Origin of the sequence: Roseburia rectibacter (genome assembly GCF_014287515.2) — a bacterium.
Lineage (GTDB): Bacteria > Bacillota > Clostridia > Lachnospirales > Lachnospiraceae > Roseburia > Roseburia rectibacter.
Genome location: NZ_CP092473.1, coordinates 2,981,049 through 2,999,400 on the forward strand (window position 1 = coordinate 2,981,049; position 18,352 = coordinate 2,999,400).

Genomic DNA, 18,352 nt, shown 5'->3' on the forward strand with positions numbered 1-18,352 from the left:
TATAACATCAGATTGTATAGTTCATCATCTACTGTCATGTACAATAGATCAACGATCTATTGTCTTGTATTACAGAGAAAGGTTTCTGCTGATCTCGTACTGATATTCCGGAATCTCCTTTGTCATTGCAAGTGCCTCGTCGATATCATAATCAACGAAATCACCATGACGGTATCCAACAACACGGTTTGTCTTGCCTTCGCAAAGTAAATCTACTGCTAAAGCACCCATGGTTGATGCATATACACGGTCTTTACATGTCGGGCTTCCACCACGCTGCATGTGACCTAAGATAGTTGCACGTGTCTCGATACCGGTTGCAGCTTCGATTCTCTTTGCCATACTGGAAGAATGTCCGATTCCCTCAGCATTTACAATGATATGATGCTGTTTACCACGTTTACGGTTCTCAATGATGTGGTTGACTAATTTCTGCTCGTCATAGTCATATTTTTCCGGAAGCAGGATATCCTCGGCACCGTTTGCAATACCACACCATAATGCGATATAACCTGCACCACGTCCCATAACCTCAATGATACTGCAACGCTCATGGGATGTTGATGTATCACGGACTTTGTCAATTGCTTCCATTGCTGTATTTACTGCTGTATCAAAACCAATCGTGTACTCAGTACATGCGATATCAAGATCGATCGTTCCCGGAAGACCAATCGTATTGATTCCAAGTCCTGCCAGCTTCTGGGCACCTTTAAAAGAACCGTCACCACCGATAACGATGATTCCGTCAATGCCGTGTTTCTTACAGATCTCTGCACCGCGTTTCTGTCCTTCTGCTGTTGTAAACTCCATACAGCGGGCTGTCTGTAAAATCGTACCACCACGCTGGATGATATCGGAAACATCTTTTGCTTCCATATCAATGATCTCTTCCTGAAGAAGTCCTGCATAACCTCTCTTGATTCCTTTTACTTTCTTTCCCTTTGCAATTGCTTCCCTTACAACTGCACGAATGGCTGCGTTCATTCCCGGCGCATCGCCACCACTTGTCAGCACACCGATTGTATTAATCTCTTTTGCCATTTATCGTTCCCTCCTAAAATAATATACCCATTTTTCTAATCTTTACTATTTTAATCTCTTTGTTATTTCTTTTCAATGCTCTTTTCAACAATTTTTACATTTTTTTCGCCCAAAAATTCCGTCAAGTTACCGACAAGCTCCGGATTGATATGAACATTGTGGTTTTGTCCAAGTCTTTTCATGGCTCGCGGCGACGCAATATAGATCACGATCTCATCATTTCCATCTGAACCATAAAGCAGGGAATACAATTCTTTTTCTTTTTCCTCAAACGCTTCTTTTGTCGCAAACTGAAGCCATAGTTCGCGTTTTGTATCATCAAAGGAATAGATTTTTTCACAGATCAGTTTTCCGTTTTTATCTTCCTCCACGTTAGCATGTCCGGCAATAAAGACTTTTTCATCCTCATTTAAATAACGGCTGTATTTTTCATAATCACGCGGGAAAATGATAACTTCCACAGTTCCAAACAGATCCTCGATCGTGATAAATGCCATCGCTTTATTCTGCTTTGTGTATTTGATCGTCTTTTCGGTGATGATGCCGCCGATGACAACACTCTGGTTATCTTTGATCTTTACGGCATTTGTTTCTTCATCCAGCATAAAATCTGCCGTCACTGCACTGATATTTTTGCGCCATTTTTCCTCATATTCCTCCAAAGGATGACCGCTTAGGTAAATTCCAAGGACTTCTTTCTCAAAACCAAGTTTGATCTCTTTGCTGTATTCCTCCACATTCGGGAAACGGACTTCATACGCTTTTTTTTCCTCTTCGGATACAAGGTCAAATAAAGACATCTGCCCTGCAAGTGAATTTTTCTTTTCCTGGTTCAGGTTGTCGATCAGCGTATTATATACTAAGAGCATCTGCTGTCTGTTGCCGTCTAATCCATCGCAGGCTCCGGCTTTGATCAGGTTTTCGACCGCACGCTTATTGACCTCCCGCCCGGCAACACGGCTTAAAAAATCAGAAAGTGTGATATATTTACCGTTTGCCTCTCTTTCTGCTAAAATGATATCAATGACCTGTCTGCCGATACTCTTGATCGCATACATGCCATAGCGTATTCCATCTTTCGTTGCCAAAAAGCGTCCTTCTCCCTCATTGATATCCGGGGAAAGCACTTTGATCCCCATCTGACGGCAGGAATAAATGTACTCGGCGACTTTTCTTGTATTGTCGATCACTGACGTCATGAGTGCTGCCATAAACTCAACCGGATAATAGTATTTTAAATATGCCGTCTGATAGGCAACCACTGCATAAGCGGCTGCATGTGATTTATTGAACGCATATTTTGCAAAATCAACCATGGAATCGTAGATCTGGTTTGCTGCCTGCTCGCTGATTCCGTTTGTGATACAGCCTTTGATGCCCTGCTCTTCATTGCCATAGACAAAGTTCTGACGCTCCGCGTCGATGACATACTGCTTCTTTTTACTCATGGCACGGCGGATGTTATCAGCCTGTCCCATTGTATAACCGGCAAGGTTCTGCACGATCTGCATAACCTGCTCCTGATAGACAATGCAGCCATACGTCGGCTCTAAGATCGGCTCTAATTCCTTGCAGACATAGGTCACGCTCTCCGGTTCATTTTTTCCTTTGATATATTTGGGTATAAAATCCATCGGTCCCGGACGGTAAAGGGAAATGCCGGCGATGACATCCTCTAAGCTCTGCGGTTTTAACTCTTTCATGAAATTTTTCATGCCCGCACTTTCTAACTGGAATACACCGTCGCATCTTCCGGTTCCGATCGAATCTAATACTTTTTTATCGTTATAATCAATGTTATCCACATCAATTTTTATTCCATGATTTTTTTCCACAAGTTTGACTGCATCACTGATGACAGTTAAGGTACGAAGTCCAAGGAAATCCATTTTTAAAAGTCCGAGTTCCTCGATCGTGGTCATGACAAACTGTGTTGTGATCGTACCGTCAGAGCTTCGCGACAACGGCACATATTCGTCCATCGCCTTCTGGGAGATTACGACTCCGGCTGCATGCATGGAGGTATGGCGCGGCAGACCTTCTAGTCTTTTCGCCATGTCGATCAGTCTTTTTACCGTCTCATCCGACTCATACATGGAACGCAGTTCCGGGTTCATTATGAGTGCTTTGTCGATCGTGATGTTTAGCTCATTTGGGATGTTTTTTGCGATCGTATCACAGAAATTATAGGGCAGATCCATAACACGCCCGACATCGCGGATAACACCACGTGCCGCTAATGTACCGAAGGTCACGATCTGCGTCACACAATCTTTTCCGTATTTCTCGATAACGTAATCAATAACTTCACTTCGTCTCTCGTAACAGAAATCAATATCGATATCCGGCATGGTCACGCGTTCCGGATTTAAGAAACGCTCAAACAGCAGATTATAACGGATCGGATCAATATTGGTGATTCCTGTTGTATAGGAAACAAGACTTCCCGCAGCACTTCCCCTTCCCGGGCCAACCGGAATACCGTGCGTTCTCGCATAGTTAATAAAATCCCATACAATAAGGAAGTAATCGACATATCCCATTTTCTGGATGACGGAAAGTTCATAGTCAAGTTTTGGTAAAAGTTCCTCATGTTTATCCGGATAACGTCTTACCAGTCCCTCATGGCAGAGTTTGTTCAGATAAGTCCATGAATCATAACCTTCCGGCACATCAAAATGCGGCAGCTTTGTCACGCCAAATTCAATCTCCACCTGACATCTGTCAGCGATTTTCTGTGTATTGTCGATCGCCTGTGCTGCATACGGAAACAGTTCCCGCATTTCTTCTTCTGATTTTACAAAATACTGCCCGCCCTCATAACGCATACGGTTTTCATCGGACAGTTTTTTTCCGGTCTGCAGACAGAGTAAAATATCATGCGGCTCGGCATCCTCGGCATAAGTATAATGCACGTCGTTCGTCGCCACCAGTTCAATACCTGTCTCCTGGCTCATCCGCATCAGTCCTGCATTGACCGTCTTTTGTTCCGGTATTCCATGATCCTGCAGTTCTAAAAAGAAGTTGCCTTTTCCAAAACATTTTTCATATTTGTATGCAGTCTCTTTTGCTTCCTCATAAAGCCCACGTACCAGATAGCGCTGCACCTCACCGGCAAGACAGGCACTTAATGCAATGATTCCCTCATGATAAGTTTCTAAAACTTCCATATCCACACGTGGTTTGTAGTAATATCCTTCCACAAATCCTTTGGAAACGATCTTCATCAGGTTCTGGTAACCTTTGTTATTCTCTGCTAAAAGTACCAGATGATAATAACGGTCATCTCCATGGGAAAGCTCCCTGTCAAATCTCGATCCAGGCGCTACATATACCTCACAGCCTAAGATCGGCTTGATTCCGGCTGCCCTTGCTGCCTTATAAAAATCAATCACGCCGTACATCACACCATGATCTGTGATGGCGGCGCTGTTCATCCCGAGTTCTTTGACTCTTGAAACATATTCTTTTATCTTATTTGAACCGTCTAACAGACTGTACTCTGTATGGACGTGCAGATGTGTAAATGACATGCTTTGTTTCCTCCGCATTCTATTATATCGTCTCCCTGATAAATATTCAATTTTTTTCGCACATCTCATACAATTTTCTGTTACTGTTCACTCGTACCTCGTTCCAGTAACGGATTTTGCCGATGCTTCGCATTCCAAATCGGCAAAATCTGCTGCCACCACTGTATCATACGGCATTTTCAGTTCAGAAAATGCCTGCCTGTGAACAGTAACAATTTTCTCTCTTTGTCTATCTGACTGCCGTGTCTGCCTATGCATCCTCTGCCGGCACTTTGCTTATGCATCCTCTGCCGGCACTTTGCTTACGGTATCATCTCCCTGTACCAGAACCAGCGCAGAGATACCTTCGACAGTAACAGAACCTTCCGCCGTTCCAAGAGAGCTGCATCCTGCCTTTTTACCATTGACACAGATATCCCACGTCCCGGCAGGTAAGTTTACTGTGACTGCATCTGGATTTCCATTATAGATGACTGCAATATTCTGTGCCGTTTCTCCCTGTACCTCACCCTGAATGGTATAGGCTACGACATTTGCATCAAGTCCAGTCATAAAGGTAAGATTATTCTGAATTGCAGCGGCTGTTGTCATGCGCAGTGCACTGTGTGCCTTACGGAATGCGATCAGACCTTTATAATATTCATAAACATCCATTACGTTACCTTTATTATCCCACTTAATGCTGTTCGTTGCATCAGGGGAAGAATAGCTGTTCTCATCAAATCCAGTCTCAGACTTCTCATTTGGCTTAGAGCGAAGCATCTCTTCACCAGCCTGCATAAATGGTACACCCTGCGAAGTAAAAAGAACCGCGCTTCCCAGCTTATTCATCTTCACTCTGTCAGCCTCACTGTCATCTGCATTGGAAATGGCAAGCTTATCCCAGAATGTCAGATTATCATGACAGGATATATAATTAATACTCTGTCCCGGCTGTCCCGACCAGTTCGTACACTTATCACCAGCCTTTGTGAGCGTAACCTGCGAATGCGGGGTTGCTGCTACAACACTGAATTTAATGTTTTCTTCCATATCATCTTTGCCGCTTACAAAACCTTTGTCCAGAAAATCAAATACACTGCCTTTGATCCCATCACGGATATCATCACTGAAAGCACCCACACGATCCAGCCGGTAAATATTGTTCTTCGTTGCCAGCTGTGCTGCCGGCAATGCAGATTCTCCTCCAGTCCATCCTTCACCATATACCATAATGTCAGGACTCACCTGATCCAGTGCTTTTCTGACAGCCTTCATGGTATCCAGATCATGTACGCCCATCAAGTCAAACCGGAAACCATCTATATGATATTCCGTTGCCCAGTATACAACAGAATCTACGATATACTTGCGCATCATGGCACGCTCTGAGGCTGTTTCATTCCCACAGCCTGAGCCATCTGAATAATGATTGCCATTCTTTCTGTAGTAATAATCAGGCACTGTCTTCTGAAACCATGAATCTGCCAGATGATAAGTATGATTATATACAACATCCATATTCACGCGGATTCCATTTTCATGAAGTGTCTTAATCATCTGCTTCATTTCATTGACGCGTACTTCCCCATGATATGGATCTGTACTGTAAGAACCTTCCGGCACATTATAATTCTTAGGATCATAGCCCCAGTTGAACTGCGCTGTATCTGGCTTTGTTTCATCTACAGTAGCATAATCACAGCTCGGCAGAATCTGTACGTGAGTCACTCCAAGATCCAGAATATGATCAAGTCCTGTAGCCAGCCCTTCCCTGTTCTTTGTTCCGCGCTCTGTCAGTCCAAGAAACTTACCTGCATTCCGAATCCCGGAAGAAGCATCGGAAGACAGATCACGAATATGTACTTCATAAATCACTGCATCTGTTGCATTATTAAATGCCGGTCTGACATCTGAATCAAATCCATCCGGATCGGCAGCTTGCAGATCAAGGATCTCACCTCTGTTGCCATTTACTCCTGCACTTCTTGCATATAAATCAACAACTTCATTTACTTTATTACCAATCTGTACTGAATAAGTATAATATACGCCATTCAGGTCTCCTGTCTTTTCACATACCCAGGTTCCTTTGACATCTGCTGTCATTGGAATTGTTTCTATCAAATTGTCACCATCGCCCTGCTCATATAAGTTAAGCGATACTTTCCTGGCAGCAGGTGTCCATATACGAAATGTTGTCTTTTCTTTTGTATATACAGCCCCCAGATCGTTACCGTCATATACCAATTCATCATTAAAATAAGTAGCACCAATCTTTCTTTTCATCGATACCATACATCCTTCATAGCCTTGTCTGTTCAAAGAATCATCCTGTTACCCGCCTAGTATACCGCTCCCTTTTCAGTTCGTCCAGTTAATTTTTTCGTTTTTTTTTGTAAATTATCCTATTTTGTCAGGTATACTACCGCTTCATACGGACGGATTTTTTCTGAAATATCTTTATAGTTTCCTATCAGAATTCCCCGGTTTTCTTTTACCATATCCGCAATAGAAGCCGGAACATCCAGTTCTTTTTCCGTGAAATTGCAGATTACCAGTATTTTTTTATTCTCGGATGATCTTGTATAAATGTAAAGATTTTCATCTGCATCTTCAAGTCCGTCGAACGTTCCATAAACGATCACTTCTTCCTCTTTGCGCAGTTCTATGAGTTTCCTGTAGTAATTGTATATGGAATCCGGATCTTCCACCTGAGCAGCCGCATTGATCGTTTTATAATTCGGATTCACGGCAAACCATGGCGTTCCCGTGGTAAATCCTGCATTTTCTGAATCATCCCACTGCATAGGTGTCCTTGCATTATCCCGTCCTTTCTTACTGATAATGTCCATCATCTGATCATGCGTATATACTTTTGTATCGGTAACAAGATCTATATAAATATTTTTTTCTTCTATATCGTCACATTCAGACACATCCGAAAAATGCATATTGGTCATTCCAAGTTCTTCCCCCTGATATACATACGGTGTTCCCTGCATCATGTGAAGACAGGTTGCAAGCATCTTTGCTGAAAGTTCCCTGTATTCCCCGGAATCATTTCCCCATCTCGAAACAACCCTTGGCTGGTCATGATTGTTCCAGTACAGACTGTTCCATGCTACTTCCTCTAACCCTTTCTGCCAGCGGTTTAAAACTTCTTTGAGATCCGGAAGATAAAGTTTCTTATCTGTCCACTTTCCATGTTCATCCGAATCCACATCCATATGCTCAAACTGGAATACCATGCTTAACTCTTTTCCATCGCTTCGCGCATATTTTTTTGCCTCTTCGAGCGTAACGCATGATGTTTCACCCACTGTCAGAAGGTTATACCTGCTTAATACTTTTTGGTTCATCTCCTGAAGATATTCATGTTCATGAGGTCCATTGGCTGTGACTGCACCACAAAAAGAATATTTTTCCCCTTCTTTTACCGGACCATCTTTGTATTCTTCCGGCTTGCTGATCAGACTGATCACATCCATCCGGAATCCGTCAATGCCTTTTTCACACCACCATGTCATCATATCAAAAACTTCTTTTCTTACCACAGGATTATCCCAGTTAAGATCAGGCTGTTCCGGCACAAACTGATGCAGATAATACTGTCCGGTTGTCTCATCAAACTGCCATGCAGATCCACTGAAATATGATCCCCAGTTTGTCGGTTCATGACCATCTACCGGATCTTTCCAGATATAATAATCGCGGTATTTATTATCTTTTGATTTTCTGCTTTCCAGAAACCATTTATGCTGGTCAGATGTATGGTTAACAACCAGATCCATTACCAGTTTCATTCCTCTTTGATGAATTTCTTTTAATAATTCATCAAAATCTTCCATTGTCCCGAACTCATCCATTATATCCTGATAATCGCTGATATCATATCCGTTATCTTTATTTGGAGATTTATAGATCGGGGATACCCAGATAACTGTGATACCGAGATTCTTTATATAGTCTAATTTTTTTATGATCCCCTGAAGGTCTCCGATTCCATCTCCGTTACTATCCATAAAACTCCTTGGATAAATCTGATAAACAACTGCTTCTTTCCACCATGCTTTCTGCATCTTTTTTCTCCTTATAAATCAGCGGTCATGATCTCAATGACTGCCAGTCTGATCTCTTTTTTTAAATTCGTCGTCTCAAGCTCGCCTAAGATATCTGCCAGATTTTTTCCACTACTTAAAAGCCGGTATGCAGACTCTTTTGCAAGATTACTGTCCTGTGCCTGATTCAGCAGATCATACACACGCTCCAGTGTATGGTTGTCATTTAATGTCAGTTTCTGTTCAAAAACAATTTCCACTTTTTCATCCACTGACACTTTCGGAATGTGGATTCTGATACATCCCTTCTTCCACTGATATTCATACGTTATTTTGATTTCTTTTCCACTTATGTATACTTTAGGCACTGCCTCTTTCACTCCGCACAGTTCCACTGTATAATCCCGGAATTCCGGGATCAGATCTGTCTGTCCGGCCGCCCCTTCGATTGTGAACGCCCCTCTTTCCCAGTCAAAATGCATGGATGTAAAGCAACAGCTCCTGCCATCTTTATAATCCTCGGTTTCACCGTCATCCTCATAATGTGTATAATTGCCATCCGCTCCGCCATAGACTCTTATGATAAGTTCTTCCGGATTTTTCAGAAAATCTTTTCCGAACAGTTCTTTCTGCATCGGAATGATGCCTCCTGCTTTTACAAGCACCGGAATACTGTTAATGCCGCGGAACATCCACATTACTTTCTCACCTTTATAGATCAATCCGGTAAAGAAATCGTGGTAACAGCCTTCCGGTATCCACGCTTTTACTTTTCCCTGATTTAAACTCGCTATCTGGTCACTTGTAATCGGTGCAACAATCATATCTGTTCCAAAAAGATACTGGTTGTTGCTTACTCCCTCAACAAAAGAATGATCCTGAACCGGATATGCCTGTTCCTTTTCCGGATAATCGTAATACATTGGTGCAATGACCGGGCGGTATTCTTTGTATGCCAGATAGTTCATAGTGTAAAGATAAGGCAGTAACTGGTGCCTTAAGCGCAGGGCTTCTCCCATCGCATGTTCTACTTCCGGTCTGAAATTCCATGGTTCTTTTCCACTGAACGACATTTTTGTACTGTGCAGCCTGTTGATCGGGGAAAATGTCCCTAACTCATACCAGCGTGCCTCCATAACATCTGACCGGATTCCAAGCATATGTCCGCCTATATCATGACTCCACCATCCATATCCAATATTTGATGCCGTTGCTGTAAAATAAGGCTGGAAATCAAGAGACTCCCACGTTACAACTGTATCCCCGGAAAAACCTACCGGATATCTGTGAGAACCAGGACCTGCATAACGTGAAAATGTCATTTTTCTTTTTCCATCCCGTCCACTGTCAAGATAATGGTAATGATTCAGCATCCAAAGCGGATCTAACTCTTTCACTGCCGTATGTCCACCCTGCTGCCAGTCCAGCCACCAGAAATCAACCCCCTCTTCCTCAAGCGGATGATGTACGATCTCAAAATAATTTTCCAGAAACTCCGGATCTGTAATATCGAATTCAACCGGTTCTCCGGCTGCCGGATCCATTCCCATTGCCTCTGCCATTTCTTTATACATACTTTCGCATTCCCGGATACCGAGTGCCGGATGCACATTTAAAGTCACTTTCATTCCCCTGTCATGCAGATTATCCATAAAACTCCCCGGATCTGGAAACAGATCCCTGTTCCATGTATAACCGGTCCAGCCGGAACCATACTTCTTGTCAATATCTGTGATATGCCAGTCCATGTCAATGACTGCCACCGAAAACGGGATTTTTTCCGCTAAGAAACGATCCATCAGTCTCTGATACTCATCCTGTGAATACTCGTAATATCTGCTCCACCAGTTTCCAAGTGCATATTTTGGAAGCATTGGGACACGGCCGGTAACCCTAAAAAAATCTTTTACCGCGCCCCGGTAATCATGACCATAGGCAAACAGATAGAAATCCTCTCCTCCCTGTTTTCTCTCTTTGATCCAGCCATCCTCGGTAAGTAAAATCGTTTTTGAATCATCTAATACTGCAAATCCATCCCTGGAAAGAATTCCTTTTTCCAGTCTGATCCTGCCGTCTGCTTCATCGAGCGTACGGGCAGTTCCGAAAAGATTACGATCCTCTTTTCTGCCATAATACCATTCCAGATCACATCCATTGTCCGGTTTTTTCAGCTTCACACTCAGGATGCCCTCATCAAATGCTCTCTCATCATAGCGTATCCGTATGCTTTTTGTCTGGATCTCCAGAAAGTTATTTTTCTGCTTTATCTCAAAAGGAACCTCTTCTAAATCCCTGTACCATATTACCTGCGAAGCCTCATCCACAAATGCACCGGATTCATTATATTCAAATCTGACCAGCCTGTCCGTCAGAAATGTAATACGGTAATTTTTTCCAAGAACAATATTCCGCGGATCTGCTTTTGGTCTTCTTTCACATATGAACTGCTGTTTCATCGTCTATTACACATCCTTTCGTATTTTTACATTTTGAAAAATCTTCTTTAAGAAAAAACTGTTTGAAATATTAGTATAAAGTAAAAAACTAAAACGTTTTGGCAACTGATAAATGAATCATATCCCAAAACGTTTTGGTTTTCAAGTCTTTTGTGCATTTTTTTGTTTTTTCATCATGTTTCACGAATTTTATTGTTTACTTTTATATAATTTTCACAAGCTCATTTCTTTGTTGATGCGCGTTTCATAAGTTTGTATTCCATTGGTATCCAGTCTGGTACACGGTTTCCTTCAATCATGCTGATGACCGTATTCGCACACGCTACGCCCATTTTGTAAGGATACTGCTTAATCGATGTAATCCCTCCGTGAATATACTGTGAAACCGTATAATCATCAAACCCTGCTATTGCTACATCATCCGGCACCCGTACTCCAAGCTGTCCCATGCCTTCAATTGCTCCAATCGCAATGCCGTCACTCACACAAAAAAAAGCATCAATCTCCGGATAACTTTTTTTTAATTCTATTGACTTTTGAACAGCTATTTTCTGCTCAAACAGACAGTCCTCGATCCATTCTTCCCGGATATGGAGTCCGTGTTTCTCTAATGCACGCCTGTATCCACACTCTCTGCGTTCTGACACCTGCGCCATCTTCTTACCGGAAAGCATTGCAATATTACGGCATCCATTCTCAATAAGATGCTCTACTTCTTCAAAAGATGCTTTCTCATTATCAACGGAAACCTCACATACATGATCGCTTTCCAGCGCAACATCCACAAGGACGCAGGGAATCTCACTGTTTTTAATCTGCTCATAGTACGGCATATCCATAGCGAGCCCGTCAACTATGATTCCAGTCAGTTTCTTTTTCTTGCAGATCTGCCCAAAACTGATTTTTATCTGCTTGTTTGTCGGCATTGTAAGAATCGTAAATTCATACTCCATTTTCTGGGCAATCTTATAAATCCCACTCGTAAGTCCAAACATAATACCGCTCGGATCTTCTTCCGGCAATTCTCCGGCAAGCAGCAGTGCAATTGTCTTCTTCTGTATGCCTCTTAGTGAACGGCCAGCCTCATCCGGCATATAATCCAGTCGTCTTGCCACCTCCATGACTTTCTGTCTGGTCTTTTCACTCACATCTTTATAGCCGTTCAGTGCATGGGATACCGTAGTCAGTGATACTCCTGCCTCCTGTGCGACATCACGTATCGTCGTTCTTTCATTCAGATATAACTTTCTGTCTTTCGCCATATGATCCCCCATTGCATTACATTTTTCAGTGGTTTGTAACCATCTTATCACATTTTATCATGATATTCCAACTGCAAAGTAAGCAATTCCATCCATATTTTTCCTGTTTATATTACTTGTAATTCTTATTTTGCAATGTCCAGTAAATCTTTAAATGTAGACAGCTTATAATCTGCTTTGTCATAACCTGCCGCATCGCCGATCGCAATTGCTGTCATATGACCGGAAACTGCTGCATCAATTCCCGCATATGCATCTTCCACAACACCGCACTCTTCCGGCTTCAAGCCAAGAAACTCTGCTGCTTTTAAGAAAACTTCCGGATCTGGTTTGGATTTTTTAATATTTGTTCCATCCGAATATCATTCTTCTCTTCCGCCATCTTCTGTTTATCCTCATCGCTTAACGGATGTCCCTCATATCTTTCCAGAATAATTTCCAGGCTATCCATACGGCTCACTCCGCGCAGCCGGTTGTTGATCTCCTGATCGAAGTAAATACCTTTCTCATCCGCCATCTGTTTCCATGCTTTATAATGATACTGATCTGTAAACACGATCACCCCTTCCAGATCAAAAATAAGTCCTTTTAATGACATTTCTACACCTCTATACTTTCTCTCGCTCTTAGTTTTCCGATATCATCCTGTGTGTCTTCTCTCTTGTCTATGTTCATGCGTCCAGTTACCAAAACGTTTTGGTAAATTTATATTATCATCCTCTATTTTAAAAATCAACAACGTTTTGGTAAATTGTCAATAAAATTCATGTACTGCAAAAACTGCGGTTGAATTTTACAGCAGACAAGCCTTTCTTTCCATACTTCCATCCGGCGAAACAAAAACACCGGCAAATCTGTTTATATTGGTATTGAACGATTTGTAGTAAATAAAGTATAATGTCCATAAGCTCATTTTGACACCTATCAAAATACAAAGAAAGGAACACTATGAAAACAGGACTTGTAGTAGAAGGCGGTGGTATGAAATGCGCATACAGTGCCGGCATTCTGGATAAATTTTTAGACGATGATATCACATTTTCCTACTGCATCGGCGTATCTGCGGGTGCTGCAAATACGCTGTCTTATCTTGCAGGGCAGCGGGGACGTAATCTCCGTTTTTATACGGAACATCTAAGTGATCCGCGCTACTTAAGCGTACGAAGTTTAGTACATACTGGAAACTTATTCGGTCTGCAGTATATTTACGGGACACTGACAAATTCCGATGGGGCAGATCCGCTTGATTACTCTGCCGTCATGGAAAATCCGGCTGAATTTTATATGACTGCAACCGATGCAGCAACCGGGCGTGCAGCTTATTTTTCCAAATACGACATTGTCCGTGACGACTACCGTGCTGTTATGGCAAGCTGCGCCCTGCCTGGTTTCTGCCGTCCTGTAAAAGTAGGGGACCGTTACTATTACGACGGCGGTGTTGCCGATTCGATTCCGCTGCACCATGCGATCGAACAAGGCTGTACCAAAATGGTCGTTATCCTCTCAAATCCAAGGAACTTCGTAAAAAAACCAGAGGCACACCGCCCGCTGTATAAACATATGCTGCATAAATATCCGAAAACAATCCAAAGCATCGACAACCGGCATATTAATTATCAGGCATCCATCGACCTTGCCTGCCGGCTAGAAAAAGAAGGCTATGTTTTTATCTTTGCACCAAGCCGCCATATGCCGCTTAGTACTTTTTCCAAGGATGCTGCCTTAGAACAGGATCTTTATGATCTCGGAGTTGCAGATTATGAAGCCCGCGCAGAAGAGTTGAAACATTTTTTGAACTAATTTATTTTACAAATAAAAGGACTTTTACCACTATGACCAAAGATCTTACCACCGGAAAAATTATGCCGATCCTGATCCGCTTTACGATTCCTCTCGTGCTCGGCAACCTGTTCCAGCTTACCTACAATGCCGTAGACAGTATCATTGTCGGGCATTTTGTCGGAAAAGAAGCACTTGCCGCTGTCGGCATCTGCAATCCGATCTCCACTCTGATGATCCTGTTTTTAAACGGACTGTGCATGGGTGCCAGCATTTTAATGGGAATGCAGTATGGGGCAAAAGATTATGACACGCTGCACCGCCAGATCAGTACCACCATGCTCTCCGGCGTTATTTTTTCATTTGTCTTATCCATAGCATGTATCCTGTTTGCAAGACCGATCCTGATCTTAATGCAGGCAGATGCAAGTATTCTATCCCTCACAACAGAATACTTACAGATCATCTTTTTAGGATTGGTCTTTACTTTTCTGTACAACTTTTTTTCGAGCACACTGCGTGCACTCGGTGACAGCAATACCCCCCTTTATTTTCTGATGATCAGTGCCGTCTTAAATATTTTAGGGGATCTGTTTTTTGTTGTCGTGTTGAAAGCCGGAAGTAACGGATGTGCAGTATCCACAGTGCTTAGCGAAGCCTTATGCTGCATTTTCTGTATCATCTATATCCAGAAAAAAGTACCTCTGCTCCGGCTCGGAAAGAAATGGCTGGTATTTGACCGCTCGCTCTTAATGCGCACGATCGCCTACGGCTGGACATCCGCACTACAGCAGGCAACTGTACAGCTTGGAAAACTCGGCATCCAGGCAATCGTTAACACCATGGGTGTTTCGGTTGCAGCCGCATTTGCGATCGTAAACAGAATTGACGACTTTGCCTACACACCGGAACAGAATATTGCGCATGCCATGACTGCCCTGATGGCACAGAATAAAGGTGCCGGAAAAAAAGACCGCATGCGGGAAGGATTCCGCTGCGGTATGATTCTTGAAATTATATACGGGCTTATTGTATTTGCACTCTGCTTTTTATTTGCAAGAGAATTTATGCTCTGCTTTATCAAAGATGAGGAAGTCATCGGTCACGGCGTTATTTACCTTCACCTGATTTCCCTGATGTATGTCCTGCCGGCTGTCACAAACGGTATTCAGGGATATTTCCGTGGCATCGGAGATTTAAAGATCACACTTATCAGCAGTTTTGTAAACATGGGTGTACGCGTACTTGCCGCTGCACCACTTGTCCTGAAAATGCATCTTGGTATTGAGGCACTTCCATATTCCTATCTTGCAGGCTGGATCGCCATGCTGATCGTGGAGTTACCGCTTTTGCTGCGCAAAGTGCACAGCAAATAAACAAGAAAAAAGGACTCTATCCGTTTTGGGGATAAAGTCCTTCTTTTTCTATTTTGTATCTATACAATTATCTCTTCAGGCACATTGTCTGATTCTCTCGCTACCATCCACAATCTGTCACTTTACGCGCGCAGTCAGATGGTCTCCTTCCACGTCAATCAGGATCGTATCGCCTTCCCTTACCTCATCTGCAAGAATCAGTTTTGCAGAAAGTGTCTCCACATGTTTCTGTAAGAAACGCTTTAACGGTCTTGCACCGTAAACCGGATCGTATCCGTTGTCCACGATATACTGCTTTGCTGCATCTGTCAGCTCCACAGTGATCTCACGGTCAGAAAGACGTTTGTTGAGATCTGTGATCAGAAGGTTGATGATGTTGCCGATATTGCCTTTTGTGAGTGGCTTGAACATGATGATCTCATCGAGACGGTTCAAAAATTCCGGACGGAAGTGTCCTCTCAGTTCATTCATGACTGCCTCTTCACACTCCGGATTGATATCTCCGTTATCATCAATTCCTTCGAGCAGATGCGCCGAACCAAGGTTTGACGTCATAATAATGATCGTGTTTTTAAAGTCCACAGTCCTGCCCTGTGAATCGGTGATACGTCCATCATCAAGTACCTGTAACAGCACATTGAATACATCCGGATGTGCTTTTTCCACCTCATCAAACAGTACAACGGAATATGGTTTTCTGCGGACTGCCTCGGTAAGCTGACCACCCTCATCGTATCCGACATATCCTGGAGGCGCTCCGATTAAACGGGAGACGGAATATTTCTCCATATACTCACTCATATCAAGACGTACCATGTTAGACTCGTCATCAAACAGGCTTGCCGCAAGTGCCTTTGCAAGCTCCGTCTTACCAACACCGGTAGGTCCTAAGAACAGGAACGAACCGATCGGCTTTGTCGGATCTTTGATTCCTGCTTTGGAACGGATGATCGCTTCTGTAACCTTTGTGACCCCCTCATCCTGTCCGATGACACGTTTGTGCAGTTCCTCATCGAGATGAAGTGTTTTGTTTCTCTCACTCTCCGTCAGTTTTGCAACGGGGATACCGGTCCAGCGGGAAATAATACGTGCAATCTCCTCCTCGCTGACATTTTCATGTACCAGAGAAAGATCACGGTTCTTTACTTCCTCTTCTTCGGCTTCCAACTGTTTTTCTAACTGCGGCAATTTGCCATACTGCAATTCTGCTGCTTTTTCCAGATCATAATTCTGCTGTGCGGTCTTGATCTCATTTTTGACTGTCTCGATCTCCTCACGCAGTTTCTGGACTTTTTCTACCGATTTCTTTTCATTTTCCCACTGCGCTTTTTTCGTATTAAACGTATCGCGCAGTTCTGCCAATTCTTTCTGCAGGTCAGCGAGACGCTCCTGACTTAACCTGTCTGTTTCTTTCTTTAATGCGGTTTCCTCAATCTCAAGCTGCATGACACGACGGTTTAATTCATCAAGTTCTGTCGGCATGGAATCAAGTTCTGTCTTGATCAGGGCACATGCCTCATCCACAAGGTCGATCGCTTTATCCGGCAGGAAACGGTCGGAAATATAACGGTTTGAGAGCACTGCTGCCGATACTAATGCAGAGTCTGTGATCTTTACACCGTGGAACACTTCGTAGCGTTCCTTTAAACCACGCAGAATGGAGATCGTATCCTCAACTGTCGGCTCATCCACCATGACCGGCTGGAATCTTCGCTCTAACGCTGCATCTTTTTCAATATATTCACGATATTCATCAAGTGTCGTTGCACCGATACAATGCAGTTCACCACGCGCAAGCATAGGTTTTAACAGCTGTCCGGCATCCATTGCGCCGTCCGTTTTTCCGGCTCCGACGATCGTGTGCAGCTCATCGATAAACAGGATGATCTGTCCGTCGGAATTTTTGATATCATCAAGAACCGCTTTCAAACGCTCCTCAAATTCACCGCGGTATTTTGCCCCTGCCACCAGGGCACCCATATCCAGTGCAAATAATTTTTTGTCCTTTAATCCTTCCGGGACATCACCTTTTACGATACGCTGTGCAAGTCCCTCTACCACTGCGGTCTTACCTACACCAGGTTCACCGATCAGAACCGGGTTGTTTTTCGTCTTACGGGAAAGGATGCGGACTACATTACGGATCTCATCATCACGTCCGATGACCGGATCAAGTTTCTGCTCTTTTGCACGCGCTACCATATCGTAACCGTATTTTTCAAGAGTATCATAAGTAGCTTCCGGATTGTCCGAAACAACACGCTGGTTGCCGCGCACGGTTGAGAGTGCCTGTAAAAACCGGTCTCTCGTGATCCCATACTCTTTGAAGATCTCCTTCATCGCCTTGTTCGGATATTTTAACAGTGCAAGGAATAAATGCTCTACGGAAACATATTCGTCTCCCATCTGCTTTGCCTCGTCCTCTGCATGGATCAGCACTTTATTTAAGTCCTGTCCGACATAGACCTGACCGCCGGATACCTTTACCCTTGCTGCGAGATGTTTTTTGGCGTTATCCAGGAAATGCTCTTTCTGGATATCCATTTTTTCTATCAATTTTAAAATCAGTCCGTCTTCCTGCTGCAGCAATGCAACAAGCAGATGTTCCTGCTCGATTTCCTGATTGCCATATTCATATGCAAGTTTTTCACAATCATTGATCGCTTCTACGGACTTCTGTGTAAATTTCTGAATGTTCATATATCTTCCTCCCTCTTATTCAATTGTGGTCCAAACTGGACATCTATATCAAATGATGGAGAACCATCATGAGTTTTCTTACTTATTTCTTTTATTTCTTTTATTTCTATTTTTTCTGTTTACAATTTGTGTTATACACCTGATTGTTAGCACTGTCAAGAG

At 43.1% G+C, this 18,352-nt stretch carries 9 protein-coding genes and 1 pseudogene; 2 read left to right on the top strand and 8 right to left on the bottom strand.

The window, feature by feature from the left end; genetic code table 11:
- Window positions 1-69: 69 nt before the first annotated feature.
- The 7 genes and pseudogenes from pfkA to H8S51_RS18455 all read right to left on the bottom strand — a co-directional run bounded on the left by pfkA (window position 70) and on the right by H8S51_RS18455 (window position 12,933).
- Window positions 70-1,044: a 6-phosphofructokinase gene (gene pfkA / locus H8S51_RS13845; protein ID WP_117921978.1), complete on the bottom strand. Its 975-nt coding sequence runs from the start codon at window positions 1,042-1,044 to the stop codon at window positions 70-72.
- A 62-nt stretch (window positions 1,045-1,106) separates the two neighbouring features.
- On the bottom strand, window positions 1,107-4,577 hold the full coding sequence (locus H8S51_RS13850; protein ID WP_186899429.1) for a DNA polymerase III subunit alpha: 3,471 nt from the start codon (window positions 4,575-4,577) through the stop codon (window positions 1,107-1,109).
- A gap of 276 nt (window positions 4,578-4,853) precedes the next feature.
- Window positions 4,854-6,845 carry a type I pullulanase gene (gene pulA, locus H8S51_RS13855; protein ID WP_241070726.1) on the bottom strand — a complete coding sequence of 664 codons (1,992 nt, stop codon included), beginning with the start codon at window positions 6,843-6,845 and terminating at the stop codon, window positions 4,854-4,856.
- A 119-nt stretch (window positions 6,846-6,964) separates the two neighbouring features.
- Window positions 6,965-8,638, bottom strand: a complete 1,674-nt coding sequence (locus H8S51_RS13860; RefSeq protein ID WP_006855576.1) for a glycoside hydrolase family 13 protein — start codon at window positions 8,636-8,638, stop codon at window positions 6,965-6,967.
- 11 nt (window positions 8,639-8,649) lie between these two features.
- Window positions 8,650-11,073: a glycoside hydrolase family 31 protein gene (locus tag H8S51_RS13865; RefSeq protein WP_118412372.1), complete on the bottom strand. Its 2,424-nt coding sequence runs from the start codon at window positions 11,071-11,073 to the stop codon at window positions 8,650-8,652.
- Between the two features lie 221 nt (window positions 11,074-11,294).
- A complete protein-coding gene (locus H8S51_RS13870; protein ID WP_241070727.1) occupies window positions 11,295-12,335 on the bottom strand; it encodes a LacI family DNA-binding transcriptional regulator in 1,041 nt (346 codons plus the stop codon).
- Between the two features lie 125 nt (window positions 12,336-12,460).
- Window positions 12,461-12,933 (bottom strand): annotated as a pseudogene (locus H8S51_RS18455) (HAD-IA family hydrolase).
- Window positions 12,934-13,283: 350 nt separating this feature from the next.
- Here H8S51_RS18455 and H8S51_RS13880 point away from each other — a divergent pair.
- Together H8S51_RS13880 and H8S51_RS13885 are read left to right on the top strand one after the other, a co-directional pair.
- Window positions 13,284-14,135, top strand: coding sequence for a patatin-like phospholipase family protein (locus H8S51_RS13880; RefSeq protein ID WP_186899430.1), 852 nt, complete (start codon window positions 13,284-13,286; stop codon window positions 14,133-14,135).
- Window positions 14,136-14,167: 32 nt separating this feature from the next.
- A complete protein-coding gene (locus tag H8S51_RS13885) occupies window positions 14,168-15,490 on the top strand; it encodes an MATE family efflux transporter (protein ID WP_186899431.1) in 1,323 nt (440 codons plus the stop codon).
- Window positions 15,491-15,607: 117 nt separating this feature from the next.
- On the opposite strand, the gene clpB is transcribed toward H8S51_RS13885, so the two are convergent.
- Window positions 15,608-18,190 carry an ATP-dependent chaperone ClpB gene (gene clpB, locus H8S51_RS13890; protein ID WP_022112541.1) on the bottom strand — a complete coding sequence of 861 codons (2,583 nt, stop codon included), beginning with the start codon at window positions 18,188-18,190 and terminating at the stop codon, window positions 15,608-15,610.
- Window positions 18,191-18,352: the final 162 nt, after the last annotated feature.